Annotated in this window: 13 protein-coding genes; 6 read left to right on the forward strand and 7 right to left on the reverse strand. The window is 66.2% G+C overall.

Annotated features, from left to right (window positions below; all coding sequences use genetic code 11):
• Nucleotides 1-5: 5 nt before the first annotated feature.
• From SB765_RS16690 to SB765_RS16710, 5 genes are all read left to right on the forward strand, one after another.
• The gene (locus SB765_RS16690) at nt 6-1,229 is read left to right on the forward strand and encodes a lipase family protein (RefSeq protein ID WP_174371186.1); all 1,224 of its coding nucleotides are present in this window, start codon (nt 6-8) and stop codon (nt 1,227-1,229) included.
• A gap of 12 nt (nt 1,230-1,241) precedes the next feature.
• Entirely contained in the window at nt 1,242-2,441 is a 1,200-nt protein-coding gene (locus tag SB765_RS16695) for an LLM class flavin-dependent oxidoreductase (protein WP_341798280.1), read from the forward strand.
• A gap of 4 nt (nt 2,442-2,445) precedes the next feature.
• On the forward strand, nt 2,446-3,999 hold the full coding sequence (locus SB765_RS16700) for an ABC transporter substrate-binding protein (protein ID WP_410931622.1): 1,554 nt from the start codon (nt 2,446-2,448) through the stop codon (nt 3,997-3,999).
• A 127-nt stretch (nt 4,000-4,126) separates the two neighbouring features.
• Complete coding sequence (locus SB765_RS16705) at nt 4,127-6,703, forward strand: TonB-dependent receptor (protein ID WP_410931623.1); 2,577 nt, start codon at nt 4,127-4,129, stop codon at nt 6,701-6,703.
• Nucleotides 6,704-6,730: 27 nt separating this feature from the next.
• On the forward strand, nt 6,731-7,819 hold the full coding sequence (locus tag SB765_RS16710; RefSeq protein ID WP_410931624.1) for an LLM class flavin-dependent oxidoreductase: 1,089 nt from the start codon (nt 6,731-6,733) through the stop codon (nt 7,817-7,819).
• Between the two features lie 323 nt (nt 7,820-8,142).
• Here SB765_RS16710 and SB765_RS16715 read toward each other — a convergent pair whose 3' ends face one another.
• From SB765_RS16715 to SB765_RS16745, 7 genes are all read right to left on the reverse strand, one after another.
• Nucleotides 8,143-9,927 carry a dipeptide ABC transporter ATP-binding protein gene (locus SB765_RS16715; protein WP_410931625.1) on the reverse strand — a complete coding sequence of 595 codons (1,785 nt, stop codon included), beginning with the start codon at nt 9,925-9,927 and terminating at the stop codon, nt 8,143-8,145.
• Nucleotides 9,924-10,751, reverse strand: a complete 828-nt coding sequence (locus SB765_RS16720) for an ABC transporter permease (protein WP_341798276.1) — start codon at nt 10,749-10,751, stop codon at nt 9,924-9,926. The genes SB765_RS16715 and SB765_RS16720 overlap by 4 nt, the downstream gene beginning before the upstream one ends.
• Entirely contained in the window at nt 10,744-11,820 is a 1,077-nt protein-coding gene (locus SB765_RS16725) for an ABC transporter permease (protein ID WP_410931626.1), read from the reverse strand. The genes SB765_RS16720 and SB765_RS16725 overlap by 8 nt, the downstream gene beginning before the upstream one ends.
• Nucleotides 11,813-13,387, reverse strand: coding sequence for an ABC transporter substrate-binding protein (locus SB765_RS16730; protein ID WP_410931627.1), 1,575 nt, complete (start codon nt 13,385-13,387; stop codon nt 11,813-11,815). Before SB765_RS16730 ends, SB765_RS16725 begins: the two co-directional genes overlap by 8 nt.
• A gap of 10 nt (nt 13,388-13,397) precedes the next feature.
• Nucleotides 13,398-14,585: an LLM class flavin-dependent oxidoreductase gene (locus SB765_RS16735; protein WP_410911216.1), complete on the reverse strand. Its 1,188-nt coding sequence runs from the start codon at nt 14,583-14,585 to the stop codon at nt 13,398-13,400.
• A 168-nt stretch (nt 14,586-14,753) separates the two neighbouring features.
• Nucleotides 14,754-15,485, reverse strand: coding sequence for a class II aldolase/adducin family protein (locus tag SB765_RS16740; protein WP_410931628.1), 732 nt, complete (start codon nt 15,483-15,485; stop codon nt 14,754-14,756).
• Between the two features lie 18 nt (nt 15,486-15,503).
• On the reverse strand, nt 15,504-16,565 hold the full coding sequence (locus SB765_RS16745; protein WP_341798271.1) for an ABC transporter substrate-binding protein: 1,062 nt from the start codon (nt 16,563-16,565) through the stop codon (nt 15,504-15,506).
• Nucleotides 16,566-16,880: 315 nt separating this feature from the next.
• Between SB765_RS16745 and SB765_RS16750 the strand changes: the two genes are divergently transcribed.
• Nucleotides 16,881-18,113 (forward strand): acyl-CoA dehydrogenase family protein, encoded by a 1,233-nt coding sequence (locus tag SB765_RS16750; RefSeq protein WP_410931629.1) that lies wholly within the window; start codon nt 16,881-16,883, stop codon nt 18,111-18,113.
• Nucleotides 18,114-18,133 lie beyond the last annotated feature (20 nt).

Below are 18,133 nucleotides of genomic sequence, written 5' to 3' on the forward strand. Positions count from 1 at the left end.
TACCCATGAAACTGCCTGCTTCGCTCGTCTTCGGCCTCAGCGCCCTGGCCCTGTCCGTCGGTGCCATGGCCGCCGAAACCTACGCGCCCAAACCCGACCCGCAGCAGGGCGATGGCCGTGTGTCGGCCTTCTACACCTGGAGCAAGGCCATCCCCGCCACTCCCGGGAAACTGCTGCGCAGCGAGCCGTTGGACCAGGCGCTTAGCCTGCCCAATGCGGCCAGCGCGCAACGCATTCTCTACACCTCGCTGGATGGCATCGACGGCAAGACCCCGATCGTGGTTTCCGGCGCATTGTTCATACCCAAAGGCAAGGCACCTGCGGGCGGCTGGCCGGTCGCCAGCTGGGGCCACGGCACCGTCGGCGTGGCAGATATCTGCGCGCCGTCCTGGGCTGGCCGCAGCTACCGCGACGTGCAATACCTCAACCGCTGGCTCGATGAAGGCTACGCCATCGTCGCCACCGACTACCAAGGCCTCGGTGTACCGGGCGGCCACCCGCTGCTGAACAACCGCATGGCGGCCTACGGCATTCTCGATGCTGCCAAGGCTGTGGTAGCCGGTGTGCCAGGGCTGGCAGACAAAGTGCTGATCATAGGCCAGTCGCAAGGTGGCGCGGGGGCCTTTGCCGCGGGTGCCTATGCGGCGACCTACGCGCCCAAGCTGGGCGTCAAGGGCAGTATCGGCACGGGGGTGATCTACACCGTGGGCTCGAAGAATGTCGGTGAACAGGACCAGGACAAGGTCGACCCGGCCCTGGCCTATGGCTTCTACACCCTGCTGGCAGCGCAGCAGTACGACCCAAGCATCGACCCGCGCGACTTCTACACCGACAAGGCCTTGCCGCTGTTCGAACAGGCGCGCACCAGCTGCCTGTCAGCCTTGGTCAGCGACGTGGTGGGCACAGGCCTGACCCCGGCCAACGCCAAGAAAGACTATAAGGGCGACCAGCTCAAGCCATGGCTGGCGCAGGTGTCGTACCCGACCCTGAAACTGGCCCAGCCGATCTTCATCGGCACCGGCGCCGAGGACAAGACCCCCGCCGCCGCCACCCAGGTGGCGCTGATGCAGGACGCCTGCAAGGCCGGCTCGGTGGTGCAGGGCCACTTGTACAAGGGCCTGGGCCACAGCGAAACGGTGAATGCCTCGCTGAAGGACTCGATCCCCTTCGCCCGCCAGGTCATCAGCGGCCAGCCAGTTACCCCCAATTGCAGCCCAAGCGTCCAGTAAGGAGGCCAGCCCATGAGCATCGAATTCTTCACCCGCCTGCCCTTGCATGGCGAAACCCAGTTCCTCCCCGGCGACCCACGCAACCGCGGCGACTGGCATGCGGGCGGGGCCAGCACCGGCGCGGTGTCGGGGTTTGCCGTGGGTGATCACTTCACCTATATCGACTACCTCGGTCAAATCGCCCGGGCCGCAGAAATAAACGGCTTTGGCGGCGCGCTGATGGTCAACGCCCCCACCGGCGAAGAGCCATGGACGGTGTGCTCGCTGCTGGCCCGGGAAACCCGCACGCTGAAATTCGTCACCGCGTTCCAGCCCTATCACTACACCCCGTGGGTGGCTGTGCAACAGGCCGCGACCTACCAGCGCGCCACCGGCAACCGCCTGGTGTGGAACATCATCAACGGCGGCTCCGATGCCCTTCAGCGCCAGGTCGGCGACTTTGAAGAGCATGACCAACGCTACGCCCGTGCCACCGAATTCATGGACGTGGTGCGCGGTTATTGGCACAACGAGCAGTTCCACTACGAAGGCACCTACTACCGCGCTGAAGGCGGAGGCCTGCGCGGCCCGCTGAAAAAGGCCGAGCTGCCGCTGATCTGCACCGCTGGCTCGTCAGTGGCAGCGCGCGAGTTCGCCGCCAAGCACGCCGATTTCTACCTGATGCGCGCCGAGCACCCGGACGAGATCGCCGCGCTGATCGCCGACATCCGCGCCCGTGCGCTGAAGTGGGGCCGTACCGACATTCGCTTTGGCCTGTCCATCGACGTGATCGCACGCGAGACCGAAGCAGCCGCGCTGGCCGAGGCCAAGCGCTTCTTCGACGAAGGCGTGGCCAAAGGCACGGTCAAGGCCCGCGCCGCTCACGCGGGCCTGCGCACGGCGCGCAAGCTGAGCTACGAGCACGGCTACAGCGACCAGGACGAGCAGCAGGCCTTCGACGACTTCTTCATCCACCCCAATGTGTGGACCGGTTTCGGTTACATCGGCATCCCGCCGGGCTGCGCACTGGTGGGCAGCTACAGCAACGTGGTGGCGCGTATCCGCGAGTATCACGGCATCGGTGTCGATCTGTTCTTCCTCGCCGGCTACCCGCACCTGGAAGAGGCCTACCGCATCGGCGAGCACATCCTGCCGCACTTCCGTGCGCAGCGCGCAGCCCTTGCCCGCCCGCTAGCCGAACCCGTGCAACTGCACGCCAGCAACGGGGCCTGACGCCATGGCCAAGGACGGTTACCCACTGAGCCGGCGCGGCTTCCTCGGCCACGCCGGCGTGCTGGCGGGCGGGCTGCTGGCTGGCTGCGGCCAGGCCGACAGCCCGCCCCATGCTGCTGCCGACCAGCCCCGCCATGGCGGGCGCCTGCGCCTGGGCATCATCGACGGCAACCAGAGCGGCAACCTCGACGCCCACAAGCCCATTGGCAGCGGCATCGTGCGGGGCTTTGCCCTGTACAGCAAACTGTGGGAATGGGACGAGCAGATGCAGCCGCGCCTGGCCCTGGCCGAGTTCGCCGAGCCCAATGCCGACGCCAGCAGCTGGACCTTGCGGCTGAAACCTGGGCTGGAATTCCACCACGGCAAGACCATCGACGCCGATGACTTGATCTTCTCCATCCGCCGCCTCACCGACCCGCAGCTGGCCTCGCCCTATGCGGCGCTGCTGCACTGGGTGGACCGCGACAACCTGGTCAAGCTGGACGACCGCACCGTGCGCCTGGGCTTTCGCGAAGGGCGCAGCTACCTGCCGCTGCCGGAAACCTGGGTCAACTTCGGCGGCATCGTGCCGGTGGATTACCACCCGGTCACCAACCCGGTCGGTGCCGGGCCGTACAAGCTGAAAAGCTTCACCCCGGGCCAGCGCTCACTGTTCACCCGCTTCGACAACTACTACAAACCTGGCAAGCCCTATGCCGATGAACTGGAGGTCATCGATTTCAAAGACCAGACCGGCCGCCTGGCGGCGTTGCGTGCCGGGCAGATCGACATGGCCAACGTCATGTCCACAGAGCACCTGCAGGTGCTGCAGGCCGACCCACGGCTGCGCCTGCTGAAGTCGGTGAGCGGCAACTGGCTGTCGTTCGACATGAACACCGCCAAGGCGCCGTTCGACGACCCGCGCGTGCGGGAGGCATTCCGCCTGCTGGCCGACCGCGAAGAACTGGTGCGCCGTGCGCTGAATGGCCAGGGCCGGGTAGCCAACGACCTGTATGCACCGTTCGACCCCACCTTCGACCACAGCATCGGCCCGCGCCCCTACGACCCGCTGCGGGCAGCGCAGTTGCTGCGCGAAGCCGGCCATGAACAGTTGCAGGTGGACCTGGTGACCACACCAGGGCCGGGGCTGGCGTCGGCCCTGGTATTGGCCGAGCAGGCCCGACGTATCGGCGTAACCGTCAACGTGCGCCAGGTCGACCTGGCCACCTTCCAGGGCCCGCAGCGCGACGACTGGACCTTGAGCACCGGCGGCAGCATCGGTGCCCCGTACCTGGCCAGTGCCATCCACACCGACGCGCCGTTCGCAGTAGCCAACAAGACCCACTTCCACGACCCCGAATTCAGTGAGGCCTTCCTCGCTGCCATGGCCCAGCCGGACCTGGAACAACGCAAGGCGCTGGTGCACCGCGCGCAACGCATTCAGTACGAGCGCGGCGGCATGCTGATCTGGGGCTTTGCCGACCTGCTCGACAGTGTCAGCACACGTGTGGGTGGTGCACAGGCGGAGCAGTCGCTGTTCAGTACATGGCGGTTCGAGAGCCTGTGGCTCAGAAGTTGACCTGCAGGCCCTCTACCGCCTGTCCCGGCGATAGGGCCGGGACAAACAACACACAAAACAAACCAACCGCAGGCGCGGCTGCGCCCTCGTTTCTCCCACATTCCTGCTATTGAACGAGGCCCAGCCAATGCCACGCGTTACCTTGCTGCCCCCCAAATTCCAGCCCAGCGCACTGGCGCTGGCCATTCTGGCCGCCAGCGCGCCGCTGGCCCACGCCGAAGACACCCAGCTGCAAACCGTCACCGTGCAGGCCGAACAGCCCGATGACGACGCCCTGCCCAGCCGCCCGCCAGCCTCGATCTACGGCGGCCTGGAAGCCAAGGTGCTGGACACCCCGCGCTCGGTCACCCAGATCAACGCCGGGCAACTGGCCAACGACCCGATCCGCAGCTCCGACGACCTGGTCAAGTACGCCCCCGGCATCACCCGCGGCGGTGGCCAGAACGCCGGCATCGCCCCGCAGATGCGCGGGCAGAATACCGAGGTGTTCCAGGATGGCCAGCGCGCCTACGGGGTGCGCCACCCGGCCAACTTCAACGCCTACGAAGGCGCCGACATCGTCGCCGGGCCTTCGTCGGTGACCTACGGCTCGGTCAGCGGCAGTGGCGGCTACGTCAACTACCTGAGCAAGAAGCCCGATTTCAACCGTTTCCGCACCAGGCTCAGCGGCGAAATCGGCAGCTGGATCCCCGATGGTGAATCACGCGATGCCACCAAATTCAGCATCGACAACACCGGCCCGCTGACGGACAACCTGGCTTACCGGGTGAGCATCACCCGCCAGCGCCAGGAAGACTTCTACGACAACGTCGAGAACAACTTCGACGCCTTCTACGGTGCCCTCGCCTGGCGCAACGACAACCTTCGGGTCGACTGGAACGCCGCCTACGATGACTACTACGACTACAACATCACCCACGGCTGGAACCGCGCCACCCAGGACCTGGTAGACCACGGCAAGTACTACGCCGGCCGCGCCACCCCAATCATCCAGAACGGCAACACCTTGTGGTCACCGGTGCTGTCGTCCGGTGCAGCCGACGCCCAGGTGCTCGGCTGGGTGCAGCGCCAGCGCAATGCCCAGGGCCAGTACCCGGTGGTCAACGGCAGCTTCCAGGGCGCGTCGCCCAACACCCAGGCCAACCCCGGCAGCCTGCGTGGCTGGGTCTATGACCCGTCGCTGGCGGGCAACGGCCTGACCTCGTTATCGTCACAAACCGGCCAGCGCGCGCAGGACGAAAACCGTTCGCGGCGCTTTACCACGCAACTGCGCGTCGAAGGCGACCTGACCCCGTCGATCACCGTGGCCAACAGCACCTTCTACCAGCACTCCACCGACACCACCGATGCCGTCGGGGCGTTCCAGGTGCAGGGCAAGGACGACATTTTCGACAACCGCTTCGAGTTCCGCGGCCGTGGCCAATTTCAGCTGGGCGACCTGACCCTGATCGACGACAGCAACACCGGGCTGATCTATCGCCGCGAGCGCAACGAGTCGATCGCCGCCAACAACAGCTTCGGCAGCACCATCAACGCCTATGACCTGACCCTCGACCCTACCTTAAAGAACCCCGGCGACCTGCTCGGCCTGAGCAGCCGCAACCCCGCCGGTGGCAACGCTGCCTGGATCGGCCAACCCGGTATGCCGCAGCTTTCCAGCTACTACGGCTGGCTCAACCTGCCCGCCATGTACCCGGCAGGGCATGGCCTGTATGCCGAATCGGTGGCGCCCTACACCGCCGACAGCACCTGGACCACCAAAACCCTGTTCAGCCAGCACAACCTGCGCCTGGGCGAGCGCGTGGGCCTGAACGTGGGTGCCAGCCGCAGCTGGATCGACGCGCGCATCGAAAACCCCTTCGTGCTGCCCGGCGGCAACCCGCGCAAGGACTCGGACAACTACCGGCTGTTCTCGGTGCAGGTCAGCCCCTATTTCAAACCTACTGAAAACAGCACGCTGTATTACACGTTCGACCGCTCGCTGGCGGTGAATACCGGTTTCTTCACCAACGGCCTGGGCTGGGGCAGCGGCACGGGGGCCAACCAGCTCAACCCGCTCGCCTTCGAGAGCCTGAGCGTGTTGCATGAGGTCGGGTTGAAGGTGGAGGCTGTGCCCGACCAGCTGTTTTTCACCCTGGCTGCCTACAAGCAGGCCCGCGACCAGTCGCCGGACAGCAACAACAACATCGCCCGGCTGATCGTCAAAGGCTGGGAAGCGACCCTGCGCTACCAGGACCAGCACCTGCGCGGCGGCCTCAACCTCAGCCGCATCAGCGCCTACAACGAGTTCACCAGCCAGGCCGGGTTCGCCTCGGCCGGCTTTATCCCCGACAACGGCACCGTATTCGGCGACAACAACAGCCTCAACCAGCGCCCGTCCGGCAAGTTCGATGCGGTGCAGATCCCCGAATACAACGCCGGCGGGTATGTCGACTACCGCTTCGACTCAGGGTTTGGCGTCGAGCTTTCCGGCTGGTGGACCAGCAGTTGGTACCTGAACCTGAGCAAGACGGTGAAAGTGCCGGACGAATACAACCTCGACCTTGCCGTGTACTACCGCCAGCCGCAGTGGGGCGTGACGGTGCGCATGCTCAACGTTACCGACGAGCTGAATTTCGTCAGCGGCCTGGCTGGCTCCACCAACACCTTCCTGCAACCGATGCCGGGCCGCACGCTGCTGGCCCAGGTCGATTACCAGTTCTGATCACCCTCAACCTGAAAGGTCTCAGCCATGTCCATCGAATTTGTCGGCATGATCTTCCCCCGCCAGTGGTCCGAGACCCGTGGCGTACGCACACCGGACTTCGACCTGCCGTTCATCCGTCACCACGCCCGCGCCCATGAGCATGCCGGGTTCGACCGGGTGCTGATCGCCAGCGGCCCTGGTAGCGCCGACAGCCTGCAGATAGCCGCCTATGCTGCCGCGCACACCGAACGCCTGGGTTTCATGATTGCCCACCGCCCGGCCCTGACCGCGCCCACGGTGGCCGCACGGGCATTCGCCACCCTCGACCACACCACCGGCGGCGGGCGCATCCGCCTGCATGCGATCACCGGTATCACCGCCGAGCCGCAAGAGGGGGACACGCTGCTGGACAAGACCGAGCGCTACCGGCGTGCCGACGAATACCTGGAGATTGTCCGTCGCACCTGGACGGCCGAGGATCCGTTCGACTTCGAGGGCCGCTACTTCAATATCAAGGGCGCCTTTTCACCGGTGAAGCCGCTGCAGCAGCCGCATATCCCGATTTCCTTCGGAGGCTCGTCCGACATCGCCTACCAGATCGCCGTCAAGCATGCGGATCTGTATGCCCTGTGGGGTGAGCCGCTGAGCGGCGTCGCCGAACAAATCGGCAAACTCAAGGCTGCCGCCAACGCCGCAGGCGTAGCGGCGCCGAGGGTCAGCCTGTCGGTACGGCTGATCCTGGGTGCCACCGAGGAGCAGGCCTGGCAGCGTGCCGAACAGATCCTCGCGCAGATCAAGGCCAACCCACAGTTTGCAGCGGACAGCCCTTGGCAGAAGCGCATCAAGGGCACCGGCTCCGAACGCCTGTTGGCCGCTGCCGCCCGCGCCGACCGGCATGACCGGGCGTTGTGGATGCCGACGGCGACTGCGGTGGGCGCCTATGGCGATACCACCGCGCTGGTGGGCACGCCGGAGACCGTGGCCCAGGCGCTGCTCGATTATGTCGACCTTGGGGTGACCACGTTTCTCAACCGGGGCTATGACCCGCTGTATGACACGGTGGATTACGGGCGCTGGGTGATTCCAGCGGTGCGCGAGGAAGTTCGGCGGCGCCAGGCCCGGCTTGTGGGGTGAAGGTGGGGGGTATGGCTTTGGGGTGCATCTGGGTTGCCGGGTGCATGCCTTGGGTTGTTTGGCGCCTGTGAGATCGAGCGCCGCCCGCGCGGCGCTTCGCAGCACAAGGCTGCTCCTACATCTGTTTCGGGCCAGTGACGCCTGCACCAACGCGCGCGGCCGCCTTGTTCGTCCGGCACCATATCGAGGTGGACGCAAAGGGGCCGCGCGCCACCTTCACAGGAGAAATTGGCCCGAAACAAATGTAGGAGCAGCCTTGTGCTGCGAAGCGCCGCGCGGGCGGCGCTCGGTCTCACAGGCACTGCATACCCCAAGGCAAGCACCTAGAGGCCAACCCGCAACCTCGGCGAATGCTCCACCAGCGTGCGGGTATAAGCATCCACCGGTCGCCCCAGAACCTGATCGGCAATACCCTGCTCCACCACCCGCCCTTGGCGCAACACCAGCACGCGGTCGGCAATCGCCCGCACCACCCCAAGGTCATGGGTGACGAACAACAAGGTCAGCCCCTCCCCCTGCAGGCGCTGCAGCAAGGCCAGTATCGATGCCTGCACCGACACATCCAGCGCGGAAGTGATCTCGTCACACACCAGCAGCTTCGGCTCGCAGATCAACGCCCGGGCAATCGCCACGCGCTGGCGCTCGCCACCGGACAAGCTATGCGGATACAAGTCGGCCACACGCGCCGGTAGCGACACCCGCTCCAGCACGGCCTCGACCCGCTCGCGCGCTTCACCGCCGCGTACCCCGAAAAAGTGCGCCAACGGCGCGCTGAGCGTTTGCCCGATGGTCTGCCTTGGGTTCAACGCCCGATAGGGGTTCTGGAACACATACTGGATCTGGTGACGCAGCCGGGCATCGCGTTCGCGCGCGGCAAACGCCAAAGGCTCGCCGGCGTAGCTCATTTGCCCCTGAACGTTTTCGCCCAGCCCGGCAATGGCCCTGGCCAGGCTGGTCTTGCCCGAACCCGACTCGCCCACCAGCGCCAGGCACTCACCTTGGCCCACCCGCAAAGACACATCGAACAACACCTGGCGATCGTAAGCTACATCCAGCCCACGGACCTCCAGTAACACCGCTTCGCCCGGCGCAGCAGCAGCCTCGACAGCCACCTCACCCATGGGCAGCGGCTCTCGGTGCGGCACCAGGCAGGCCACCCGATGCCCGCCGTCATGCGTCAGCAAAGACGGCTCGATCACTGAACACTCTGCACGACGCCTGCCGCAGCGCGGCGCAAATGCACAGCCGTCCGGGCGCTGTCCTGGTGCCGGCGCATGCCCGGCAATTGCCTGTAACGGCTGGCGCCGGCCGATGTCGGGAATGGCCGCGAGCAACGCGCGGGTGTAGGGATGCAGCGGTGCGCGGAACAACCCTTCGCGCCCGGCCACTTCCACCAGGCGCCCGGCGTACATCACCATCACCCGGTCGACCAGGTCACGCACCACCGCCAGGTCATGGGTAACGTACAGCGCCGCCACACCTTGGTCACGGCACAGGCGCTTGAGGGTCTGCAGCACATGGGCCTGGGTAGTCACGTCCAGCGCCGTGGTGGGCTCGTCGAGTACGATCAGCTTTGGCCGCAAGACGAACGCCAGCGCCAGCATCACCCGCTGCTGCTGCCCGCCAGACAGTTGATGCGGGAACCGCCGCAGGAAGGCGTCGTCATCGGGCAGCCCCACATCCAGCAGGGTTTGGCCGATGCGCTGGCGCACCGCTTCACGCGACAGCGCAGGCTGGTGCGCCAACAAGGTTTCACGCAGCAAGGCCCGCAGGCGCAGCGCAGGGTTCAGCGCCGTGGCCGGGTCCTGGGCCACGTAGCCGACCAGCCCGCCACGGGCCAGGCGCAAGGCCTCGCCTTCGAGTTCGAGCAGCGACTGCCCGGCCACCACCACTCGCCCGCCAACGATGCGCGCGCCCTGCCGGGCATGGCGCAGCAACGCCGTGGCCAGGGTGGTCTTGCCCGAGCCGGACTCACCCACCAGGCCAACAATTTCGCCTGCCGCAACGCTGAACGACACCTCGGCCAGCACATCGACCTGCCCGGCCAGCTCTACCCGCAGGTCGCTGACTTGCAACACTTCACTGGCCACATCCAACAGCGCGCTCATGGCTGCTTCTCCCCGATCCGGGCACTCGCCCGGCCAATCCCTTCGGCCAGGATGTTGGTGCCATAGGCAAACACCCCGATCAGCAATGCAGGTGCCAGTACGGCCCACGGCTGCACCAGCAGGCCGGCCTGGTTTTCGTTGATCATCAGGCCCCAGTCGGCCGCTGGCGGTGCCACCCCGTAGCCCAGAAAACTCAAGCCGGACAGCATGCCCACCGCCCAGGTCAGCATGTTGCCGAAGTGCACCAGCAGGGGCGTGAGGATGTTCGGCAGGATTTCATGAAAGAGGATGCGCCAACGCGGGTAACCCATCATCTGCGCCGCCTCGACGTACTCCTGCCCGGCCACCGCCACGGCACTGCCACGGGCCAGACGGACCACCCCCGGGGTAAAGGCGATGGCCACGGTCAACACGATCAGCCAAGGTGCACGGCCGAGCATGGACACGATCAGCAGCACCAGGATCAGGTCCGGAAACGCCAGCGATACGTCCGCCGCCCAGCTGATCGCCTGGTCCAGGCGCCTGCGCGAGAACCCGGCCAACAGGCCCAGGCTGCCGCCAACCAGCAATGCGAGGGTGGCTGCTGCCACCGACATCCACAGCACCGACAGGCCGCCGCTGAGCAACCGCGAGAGCAGGTCATGGCCCAGAAAGTCGTGCCCCAACGGTGCCCCGTCAGCCGGTGGGCCGTACACCGGCCCGATCATCGCCGTGGGAGCATGGGGTGCCAGCCAGGGGCCGAAAGCGGCCAGCAGCGCCACCAGCAAGGTGATCACGGCGCCACGGCGCACCTGTGGGTCGGCCAGCCAACGGGATTCAATCATGGGTCGCCTCCTGGGCAGGGGTGCTGCGCACGCGTCGCCACCAGGGCCGAATGCCGCGCCGGATACGGCGGATCATCCGCACCCGGCGCGCCGTGCGCAGCTTGGGAGTGAGCAATACCGTCAACAGGTCGGCCAGCAGGTTGATCAACACCACCGCCAGGGTAATGACCAGCACCGCGCCTTGGACCATCGGCAGGTCGCGCATCTGTATCGCCGCGTTCAATGCAGTGCCGATACCCGGGTAGCTGAAGATCACCTCGGCCAGCAGCGCACCGCCGACCAGGGTGCGCAGGGTCAGTGCCACGCCCTGGATCGCCGGGGTCAAGGCATTGGGCAACGTGTGACGCCAGACGATGCGCCGCTCGGGGACACCCCGCAGGCGCGCGGCGATCACATACTCGGACTCCAGCGCCTCGATCATCGAAGCCCGTACCATACGCGTCAGGTACGGCAGGGCCGTCAGGCTCAGCGCCAGCACCGGCAGCACCAGCGACGGCCACTGCCGCCACAGCGGCAACTGTGGGTCGAGGATCGACACCGCCGGCAGCCAGCCCATGCCCGGCATGGAGAACAGCAGCACCAGGCCGATGGCCAGCAGAAAGCCCGGCGTGGCCTTGAGCAGTATCAGCGTCGACAGGCCCCAGCGGTCCAGCCGGCTGTCACGCCGCAGGGCCAGGCTCACCCCCAGCAGCAGGGCCACCGGCCCCACCAGCGTCAACACCCCGACCAGCAGGGCCAGGGTATGGCCCAACCGGCCGAACAGCAGCTGCGCCACCGGGACCTGTGAGTCCAGCGAAATGCCCAGGTCCCCGCGTAATGCTGCGCCTAGCCAGCGCAGGTACTGCACCAGGATCGGCTGGTCGAGGCCCAGTTGCCGTTGCAGGGTGAGGATGCTTTCCAGCGGCGCATCCGGGCCGAGGATCACCCGTGCCGGGTCCGAAGGCAGCGCCTGGGTGGCGATGAACACCACCAGGCTGATCACCCAGGCGGTCAGCAGCCCGTAACCGAGGCGGCCGATGAACCAGGCCAGCCAGGCCGGCGTGCGTGGCGTGTGTCGAGGATCAGGCATTGGGGTTCAACCAGAGTTCGTCAAAGCGCCAGGATGCGAAAGTGGTCTGTTCCGGGGCAAGCCCGCCAACCTTGGCCGACGCCGCATCGAGCACGTCGGAAAAGCCCCAGATAAGCAACCCGCCACGTTCATGCTGGATGGCCTGGGCTTCGTGAACCAAGGCCGTGCGCCGTGCCAGGTCGGGCTGGGCCAGGGCCTGCTGGAACAGTTCGGTGAAGCGCGGGTCGTGGAAGTTGCTGCGGTTGTAAATGGCCTGCGGTGCATCGTTGTGCAGCGCCGAGGCAAGAAAGCCGCGCGCCGGGGTCGAGCCCGGCGACAGCTGCCATTGCTCGCGTTGCGGGCCGTTGAAGACCGAGCCGTCCACTTGATTGACCTTCACCTGCACCCCGGCCTTCAAGGCCTGCTGGGCAAACACCAGCGCGGCGTTGACGCCAGGCCCTGGCGTGGTGGTCAGTTCCACACGCAAATCGTCCTGCCCCGCCTGGCGCAGCAGCGAGCGGGCCTGGTCCAGGTCGTACGGGCGCTGGGCAATGGCGTGGTTGTAGGTGGGGTCGTGGGGCGAATACAGGTCATTGGCCACCCGTCCAAAGCCATTGAGCCCGCGTGCCACCAGTTCCTGGCGGTCGGCCAGCAGGCGAAATGCCTGGCGTACCCGTACGTCCTGGAACGGCGCCTTGGCCAGGTTCAGGTTAAAGCCGGTGAACGAGGTGCTCGGTGAGGCATACAGGCGCAGCCGTGGGTCGGCCTTGAGCAACGCGCTGTGCTCTGCCTGCACACCACTGGCCACGTCGATCTGACCGGCGCGCAGCGCTGCGGCCCGCGACACCTGGTCCTTGAATTCGATGATTTCCAGTTCATCGGCATAGGGGCGGTTGGGCTTGTAGTAGTTTTCAAAACGGGTGTAGAGCGAGCGCTGCCCAGGTATGAAACTTTTCAGCCGGTATGGCCCCGCGCCCACCGGGTTGGTCACCGGGTGGTAGTCGGTGGGCACGATGCCGCCGAAGCTGATCAACGTTTCGTCCAGCGGGTAGAAGCTTTGCCCGTGCTTGAAACGTATTTCAATAGTGCGCTCGTCCAGTTTGCGCAGGGCCTGCCGATCGATAGCGCCGACCAGCCCGGCGAATGGCGAGGCCAACTGCGGGTCGGTCAGGCGCAGAATCGAGAACAGCATGTCGTCGGCGGTGATGCTTTTGCCGTGGTGAAACTCCAGCCCAGGCTTGAGGCGAATGGTCCAGGCGCTGGCGTCGGCATTCGGCTCGGCGAACTCGGCCAGTGCCAGGCGCGTGCTGACGTCGGCGTTCCATTCCCAGAACTTGGCGTAAAGCGCCCAGCCACGGATGATGCCGCCGCCCACCGGCTTGTGCGCATCAAGGTTGCCGGCCTGGTCGCCATCGATAATGCCCACCCGCAAGCGCCCACCGCGCACCCGCGTACCCGGCAGCGCCGCACTGGCGGCTGCCGGCGCGCCGTTGTCGCAGCCACTGAGCAGCCCGCCGCCGAGCAGCAGGCCGCCGCCAACGGCCAGGCTGTTGCCGAGAAACACCCGGCGCGAAAACAACTCGCTCATCACCCTCTCCTTACGCCGGTTGCGCCACGCCGGGCTTGCTGACTGCGCCCAGGCGCGGCACCTCGAAGCCATGGTCCAGGTCCAGTAGCGGGAACAGCAGGTCTGCCACCCGGTGCGCCTCATCGATCAGCGGGAAGCCTGACAGGATGAATGCCGACGTGCCCTGGGCCTCGTATTCACGAATGCGTTCGGCGACCTGTTCGGCGCTGCCGACCAGGTAAGTGCCGGCTGCAGGGCCGAGGATGTTGAAACCGAACAGGCTGGGGCCCAGCCAGACGTTGGGGTAGATTTCCAGCTCGCGGGCTGTGGGCAGGCGCCCGGCGCGGAGGCTGTCGAGATTGCGCTGGATACGCGGGTCGTCGCTGACGTAGCTCTCGAAGGTTTGCCCGGCAGGCAACTGGCGTTCGATGGCCGCGCGCGCGGTGGCCAGCGAGGTGCGCTGCAACAGGCGCTGTGCATGGGCCCAGGCCTCTTCCTCGGTTTCGCGCACGATCACTTGCAGGCGGGTGCCGTAGGTCAGCTCACGGCCGATCTTCGCCGCCTCGGCCGCCACCCGGCGGAACTTGTCGCCGAGCTTTTGCGGGGTGTCGGCGAAGCTCAGGTACACGTCCAGCAACTGCACCGAATGGGCTACGCCCGGTGCGGAAGTACCGGCACCCCATAGCGGGATGCCGGGCTTTTGCTTGGGTGGGTGCCAACCGCCCAGCGGGTGATGGGCAGCGGCGGGTGCACGGGGTGACAGCTTGACGTAGCGGCCGTCGTAACCCGCCGTTTCGCCGGCGTAGAAGCTTTGAAAAGCGCGCCAGTACTCCAGGCTGAAGTCGTAGCGTTCATCGTGCGGGTAATGTACGCCCAGGGTAGCCAGGCCGGCGTCGTTGCCGTTGACCACGTTGAACAGCAGGCGGCCGTTGGAGAACTGGTCAAAGGTGAGCGCCCATTTGGCCAGCACCGCTGGCGACAGCTCGCCCGGGTGCTGGGCTACCAGAAAGCGCAGGCGCTTGGTGGCGTCGATCAGCGCTGCCGACACGGCCAGGCTTTCGTTGGGGCTGGAGCCGAGCAGCGAGCCGTAGTAGCCCAGGCGGTCCGCGGCGATGGCCAGTTGCTTGAGGTGTTCGAAATCGGTGTGCCAGCGGCCTTCGGGCTCCCAGGGGTAGGGGCCGTCGGGGGTGGTGAGGTACCAGAGTATTTTTACTGCCATGGGGCGGGTCCTTGCTTGGAATGGTTGATCAGGCTGCCAACGCGGTCCTGTAGGAGCAGCCTTGTGCTGCGAAGAGGCCGGTACTACCGATGCAGATGCAGTGCCTGGACTGGCCCTTTCGCAGCACAAGGCTGCTCCTACAGAGTGCGTGGGCGGGCTGAAACGGGGTCAGTTGCGCCGATCGATGCCTGGCACCAAGCCCAGTTCGGTCGCACGGTCGTACAACCCGCTCATCTTCCACTGCTGGGTCAGCACCCCCGGCCCGTAAGGCCGCGACCCGCCCAGGGCATCGGCCAGCAACTGGATCTGCGCCCCCTCCTCCAGCAACAGGATGAACTCCGCCGTGGCCCGCAGCCCCTGCTTGCCCCACACCGTGGCGCCGCCGTTGGCTTCCAGGATTGCCAGGTTGAACGGGTTCTCGGCGATCTTGTCGAGGATGAAGTCCACCTCGGCCTGGCGCCGGTCGATGTACACCGGCAGCTCGCGGGCCAGTTGGTAGCGCTGCACCGGCACGTAGTGGAACGGCAAGGTGCGGTGGGTTTGCGCCCAGGCACCCAGGTACGGGCTGTGCACGTGCGACACGGTGGTGACATCGGCGTGGGTCTGGAACAGCTTGGTGTAACGGCCCAAACCGCCTTTGCCCTTGCCGACGATGACGTTGCCGTCAAAGTCGGTGACGGTGGCCTGCAGCGGCTTGCGGTGGTTCCACGGCCCGCCGTAGTTCACCGACACCAGCAGCTCTTCACCCGGCACACGCTCGATGAAACCGACCGTGCCATTGGCGGTGATGGTGTTGGTTTCGCGAAAGACGCTGAAGGCCGCTTCGGCTTCGGCCACTACCTGGTCGATGAAGGCTTGCAGTTCGGCAGTGACGGGGCGTTCGTTGATCAGTACGGTCATGTTCAATCTCCGGTCAGGTCAGGCGCGGCGTTGGGCCAGCAGTTCATGGGCAGCTTGCAGAGGCCGCGGGTCGACCCAGTCGGCAATGTCGAAATCGGCTTCGAGGAAACCGTGCAGGTACAGGAAGTCTTTTTGTGTGCCGAGGAAGGCCAGGCGCTGTGCGGACAGGTCCGGCGCCAAGGTGGTGTGGAAGTCACCGCGGTAGGCCTCGGCCACGCCCTGGCTGCCCGCGCGGGTTTCGTCTTCGAGAATACGGTTGAGCGCGTCGCGGTTGCCGGCGGCCCATTCGGCGGCACGCAAGGTCTGGGCAAGGAAGCGCACCACCAGGTCGAAATGGTTGTCGAGCAGGCGCTGATGCACGGTGATCGGCCGGGGGGTGCCGTTGTTGATGCGGTGGCGCGGATCGGGCAGCAGGTCGAGGTCGACGCCGACCACCAGGCCCAGCCGGCGTGCGGCGTCGGCTGCTGCCGCGCCCTTCACGTACACGGCATCGACTTCACCGCGCGCCAGGTATTCCAGCCCCGACCATAGCCGCTGCAAGCCCAACGCCGGGGTGGCGGCACTGGCCTGGTCGAGCAAGGCCACTTCCACCAGTTGCACGTCATCTAGGTGCAGCCCCGCCGAGGCCAGGGCGCCTTTGTACCCATGAAGGCTCATGGCCCGGGCAATGCTGCCAGGCCGGCTGTCGCCCCAGGCCGGCAGCGCCAGGCGCTTGCCGCGCAAGTCGGCGGCGCTGCGGATGCCGGAATCCGGGCGGACCAGGATGGTTTGCCATTCCTCGATCCAGGTCAGGCCGATCAGCCGGCTGGGCGAACCGGCCGCACGTGCCGCCAGCGCTGGCACGTTGCCGCCCTCGCGAAACAGCCCGGGCAACTGGTGATCGTAGTGGTGATGGCCTAACTGGCGGGCCTCCTGCAGGGTCGAGACTGGCAAGCCATCGGCAGCGAATTCTTGCTCAAGCCAGCCGAGCTTGTAGGCCAGGCCTGAGGCGGTGGGCACCGGGCAACGCGTGAACCAGATGCGTTCCAGGGCGGATGGGTCGTCTGCCAGGCGTTTTGCTGTGGGGGTTGCGAAGGTCATGGGGTGGCTCCTTGGGCGTCGTGCAAGCACCATTGCAGTGTGCGTGCCAACCGCTGGAGGCCTTGATTTACCTGGGATTGGTTGTTTCGCCAGGTGGTTGGGTGCTTGGCTGGGAGCAGGATTGCGGGCGGGGTGCTGCCAGATCAGCAACATGACTGCTGCTGAGGCAGCAAAATGCTGTGGAAGCCGCGCAGGATGCGGTCTGAGGAGGGGTGGCAAAGATATTGCTCAGGAGGTTGGGACCGCAGCCTCTGTGGGAGCGGGCAAGCCCGCGAAACAGGCGCACTGGCCCTTCAGACAATCCGAGACCCCACCATGAGTGCCATAGAACCCTCCCCCGCCCGTCGGCTGACCAGCGAAGCCGACGCCATCGAAACCGCCCGACAGGTCGCCGCGCACATCGCCGGACTGGCCGCCGACCCGCGCAACAACGGCCAGCTCCCCCATCGCCAGGCCGAGCTGTTGTCCAGCAGCGGCCTGACCGCCATCGCGGTGCCCGCCCAGTTCGGCGGCCTCGGTGCCTCGGTGCAGACCGTGGTCGAAACCGTGCGCCTGATCTCCATCGCCGACGGCGGTGTCGGCCAGTTGCTGCAGATTCACAACGTGATGCTGCGCGGCATCTTTACCGGCTACCCCGATGAAGTACGCGACCGGCTGATTGCCGACGTGCTCGCAGGCAAGCGCTTCGGCAACGCGCTGGCCGAAGTCGGCGGCAAGAACAAGTTCGCCCTCAAGACCCGCGTCGAGCGCCGCGCCGATGGCCAGTGGGTACTCAACGGCAGCAAGTTCTACTCCACAGGCTCCTACCTGGCCGAGTGGATCTCGCTGACCGCCGCCAGCGAAGACGGCGGCGTCGGCGTGCTGCTGCACCGCGACACCCCCGGGCTGACCCTGATCGATGACTGGCAAGCCTTCGGCCAGCAGAACTCGGTAAGCGGTACGGTAAATTTCGACAACATCGTGCTCGATGAGCGCTACCTGACCCGCCGTAGCGGGCCGATGAAACGCACCGGCCTGACCTTCCCGCAGATCCTCCACGCCGCCATCGACACCGGCATCGCCGCTGGCGCCTTGCAGGCGGCTGTCGAGTACCTGCGCGAGCATGCCCGGGCCTGGGTGGAGAGCGGCGTAGAGCGCGCCAGTGACGAGCCGCATGTCATTCGCCAGATCGGTGAGTATGCCGTGGCGCTGCGCGGTGCAGAGTCGGTGCTGCGCGAGGCGGCGCGGGTGTTCGACGAACACGAGCGCGACCCGGAGAACAAGGCGTTGCAGGATGAGCTGATCTTGTCGGTAGCTACCGCCCGTGCGCATTCCGATGCTGCATCGCTGAAGATTTCCAGTGACTTGTTCTCGTTGCTGGGGGCCAGCGCTTCGCTGAGCAAGTGGAACCTCGACCGCTTCTGGCGCAATGCCCGGGTGCACACCACCCACGACCCGATCCGCTGGCGGCTGCATAACGTGGGCAACTACTACCTGAACGGGGCAGACCCAGGGGAGTACACGGCGGTGCTTAATGCCAAGGAGAGCCAGGGCGCTACCCGCCGTTGAATCCATTTGGGGCCGAGGGG

This window comes from Pseudomonas sp. SIMBA_067 (assembly GCF_046534675.1).
GTDB classification, from domain to species: Bacteria; Pseudomonadota; Gammaproteobacteria; order Pseudomonadales; family Pseudomonadaceae; genus Aquipseudomonas; species Aquipseudomonas putida.

Bases quoted from the DNA above. Each gene is read 5' to 3' on its own strand.
- SB765_RS16720 (WP_341798276.1), bottom strand. From the start codon at position 10,751: ATGATTGAATCCCGTTGGCTGGCCGACCCACAGGTGCGCCGTGGCGCC.
- SB765_RS16715 (WP_410931625.1), bottom strand. From the start codon at position 9,927: ATGAGCGCGCTGTTGGATGTGGCCAGTGAAGTGTTGCAAGTCAGCGAC.
- SB765_RS16710 (WP_410931624.1), top strand. From the start codon at position 6,731: ATGTCCATCGAATTTGTCGGCATGATCTTCCCCCGCCAGTGGTCCGAG.
- SB765_RS16725 (WP_410931626.1), bottom strand. From the start codon at position 11,820: ATGCCTGATCCTCGACACACGCCACGCACGCCGGCCTGGCTGGCCTGG.
- SB765_RS16740 (WP_410931628.1), bottom strand. From the start codon at position 15,485: ATGACCGTACTGATCAACGAACGCCCCGTCACTGCCGAACTGCAAGCC.
- SB765_RS16705 (WP_410931623.1), top strand. From the start codon at position 4,127: ATGCCACGCGTTACCTTGCTGCCCCCCAAATTCCAGCCCAGCGCACTG.
- SB765_RS16730 (WP_410931627.1), bottom strand. From the start codon at position 13,387: ATGAGCGAGTTGTTTTCGCGCCGGGTGTTTCTCGGCAACAGCCTGGCC.
- SB765_RS16745 (WP_341798271.1), bottom strand. From the start codon at position 16,565: ATGACCTTCGCAACCCCCACAGCAAAACGCCTGGCAGACGACCCATCC.
- SB765_RS16690 (WP_174371186.1), top strand. From the start codon at position 6: ATGAAACTGCCTGCTTCGCTCGTCTTCGGCCTCAGCGCCCTGGCCCTG.
- SB765_RS16695 (WP_341798280.1), top strand. From the start codon at position 1,242: ATGAGCATCGAATTCTTCACCCGCCTGCCCTTGCATGGCGAAACCCAG.
- SB765_RS16700 (WP_410931622.1), top strand. From the start codon at position 2,446: ATGGCCAAGGACGGTTACCCACTGAGCCGGCGCGGCTTCCTCGGCCAC.
- SB765_RS16750 (WP_410931629.1), top strand. From the start codon at position 16,881: ATGAGTGCCATAGAACCCTCCCCCGCCCGTCGGCTGACCAGCGAAGCC.
- SB765_RS16735 (WP_410911216.1), bottom strand. From the start codon at position 14,585: ATGGCAGTAAAAATACTCTGGTACCTCACCACCCCCGACGGCCCCTAC.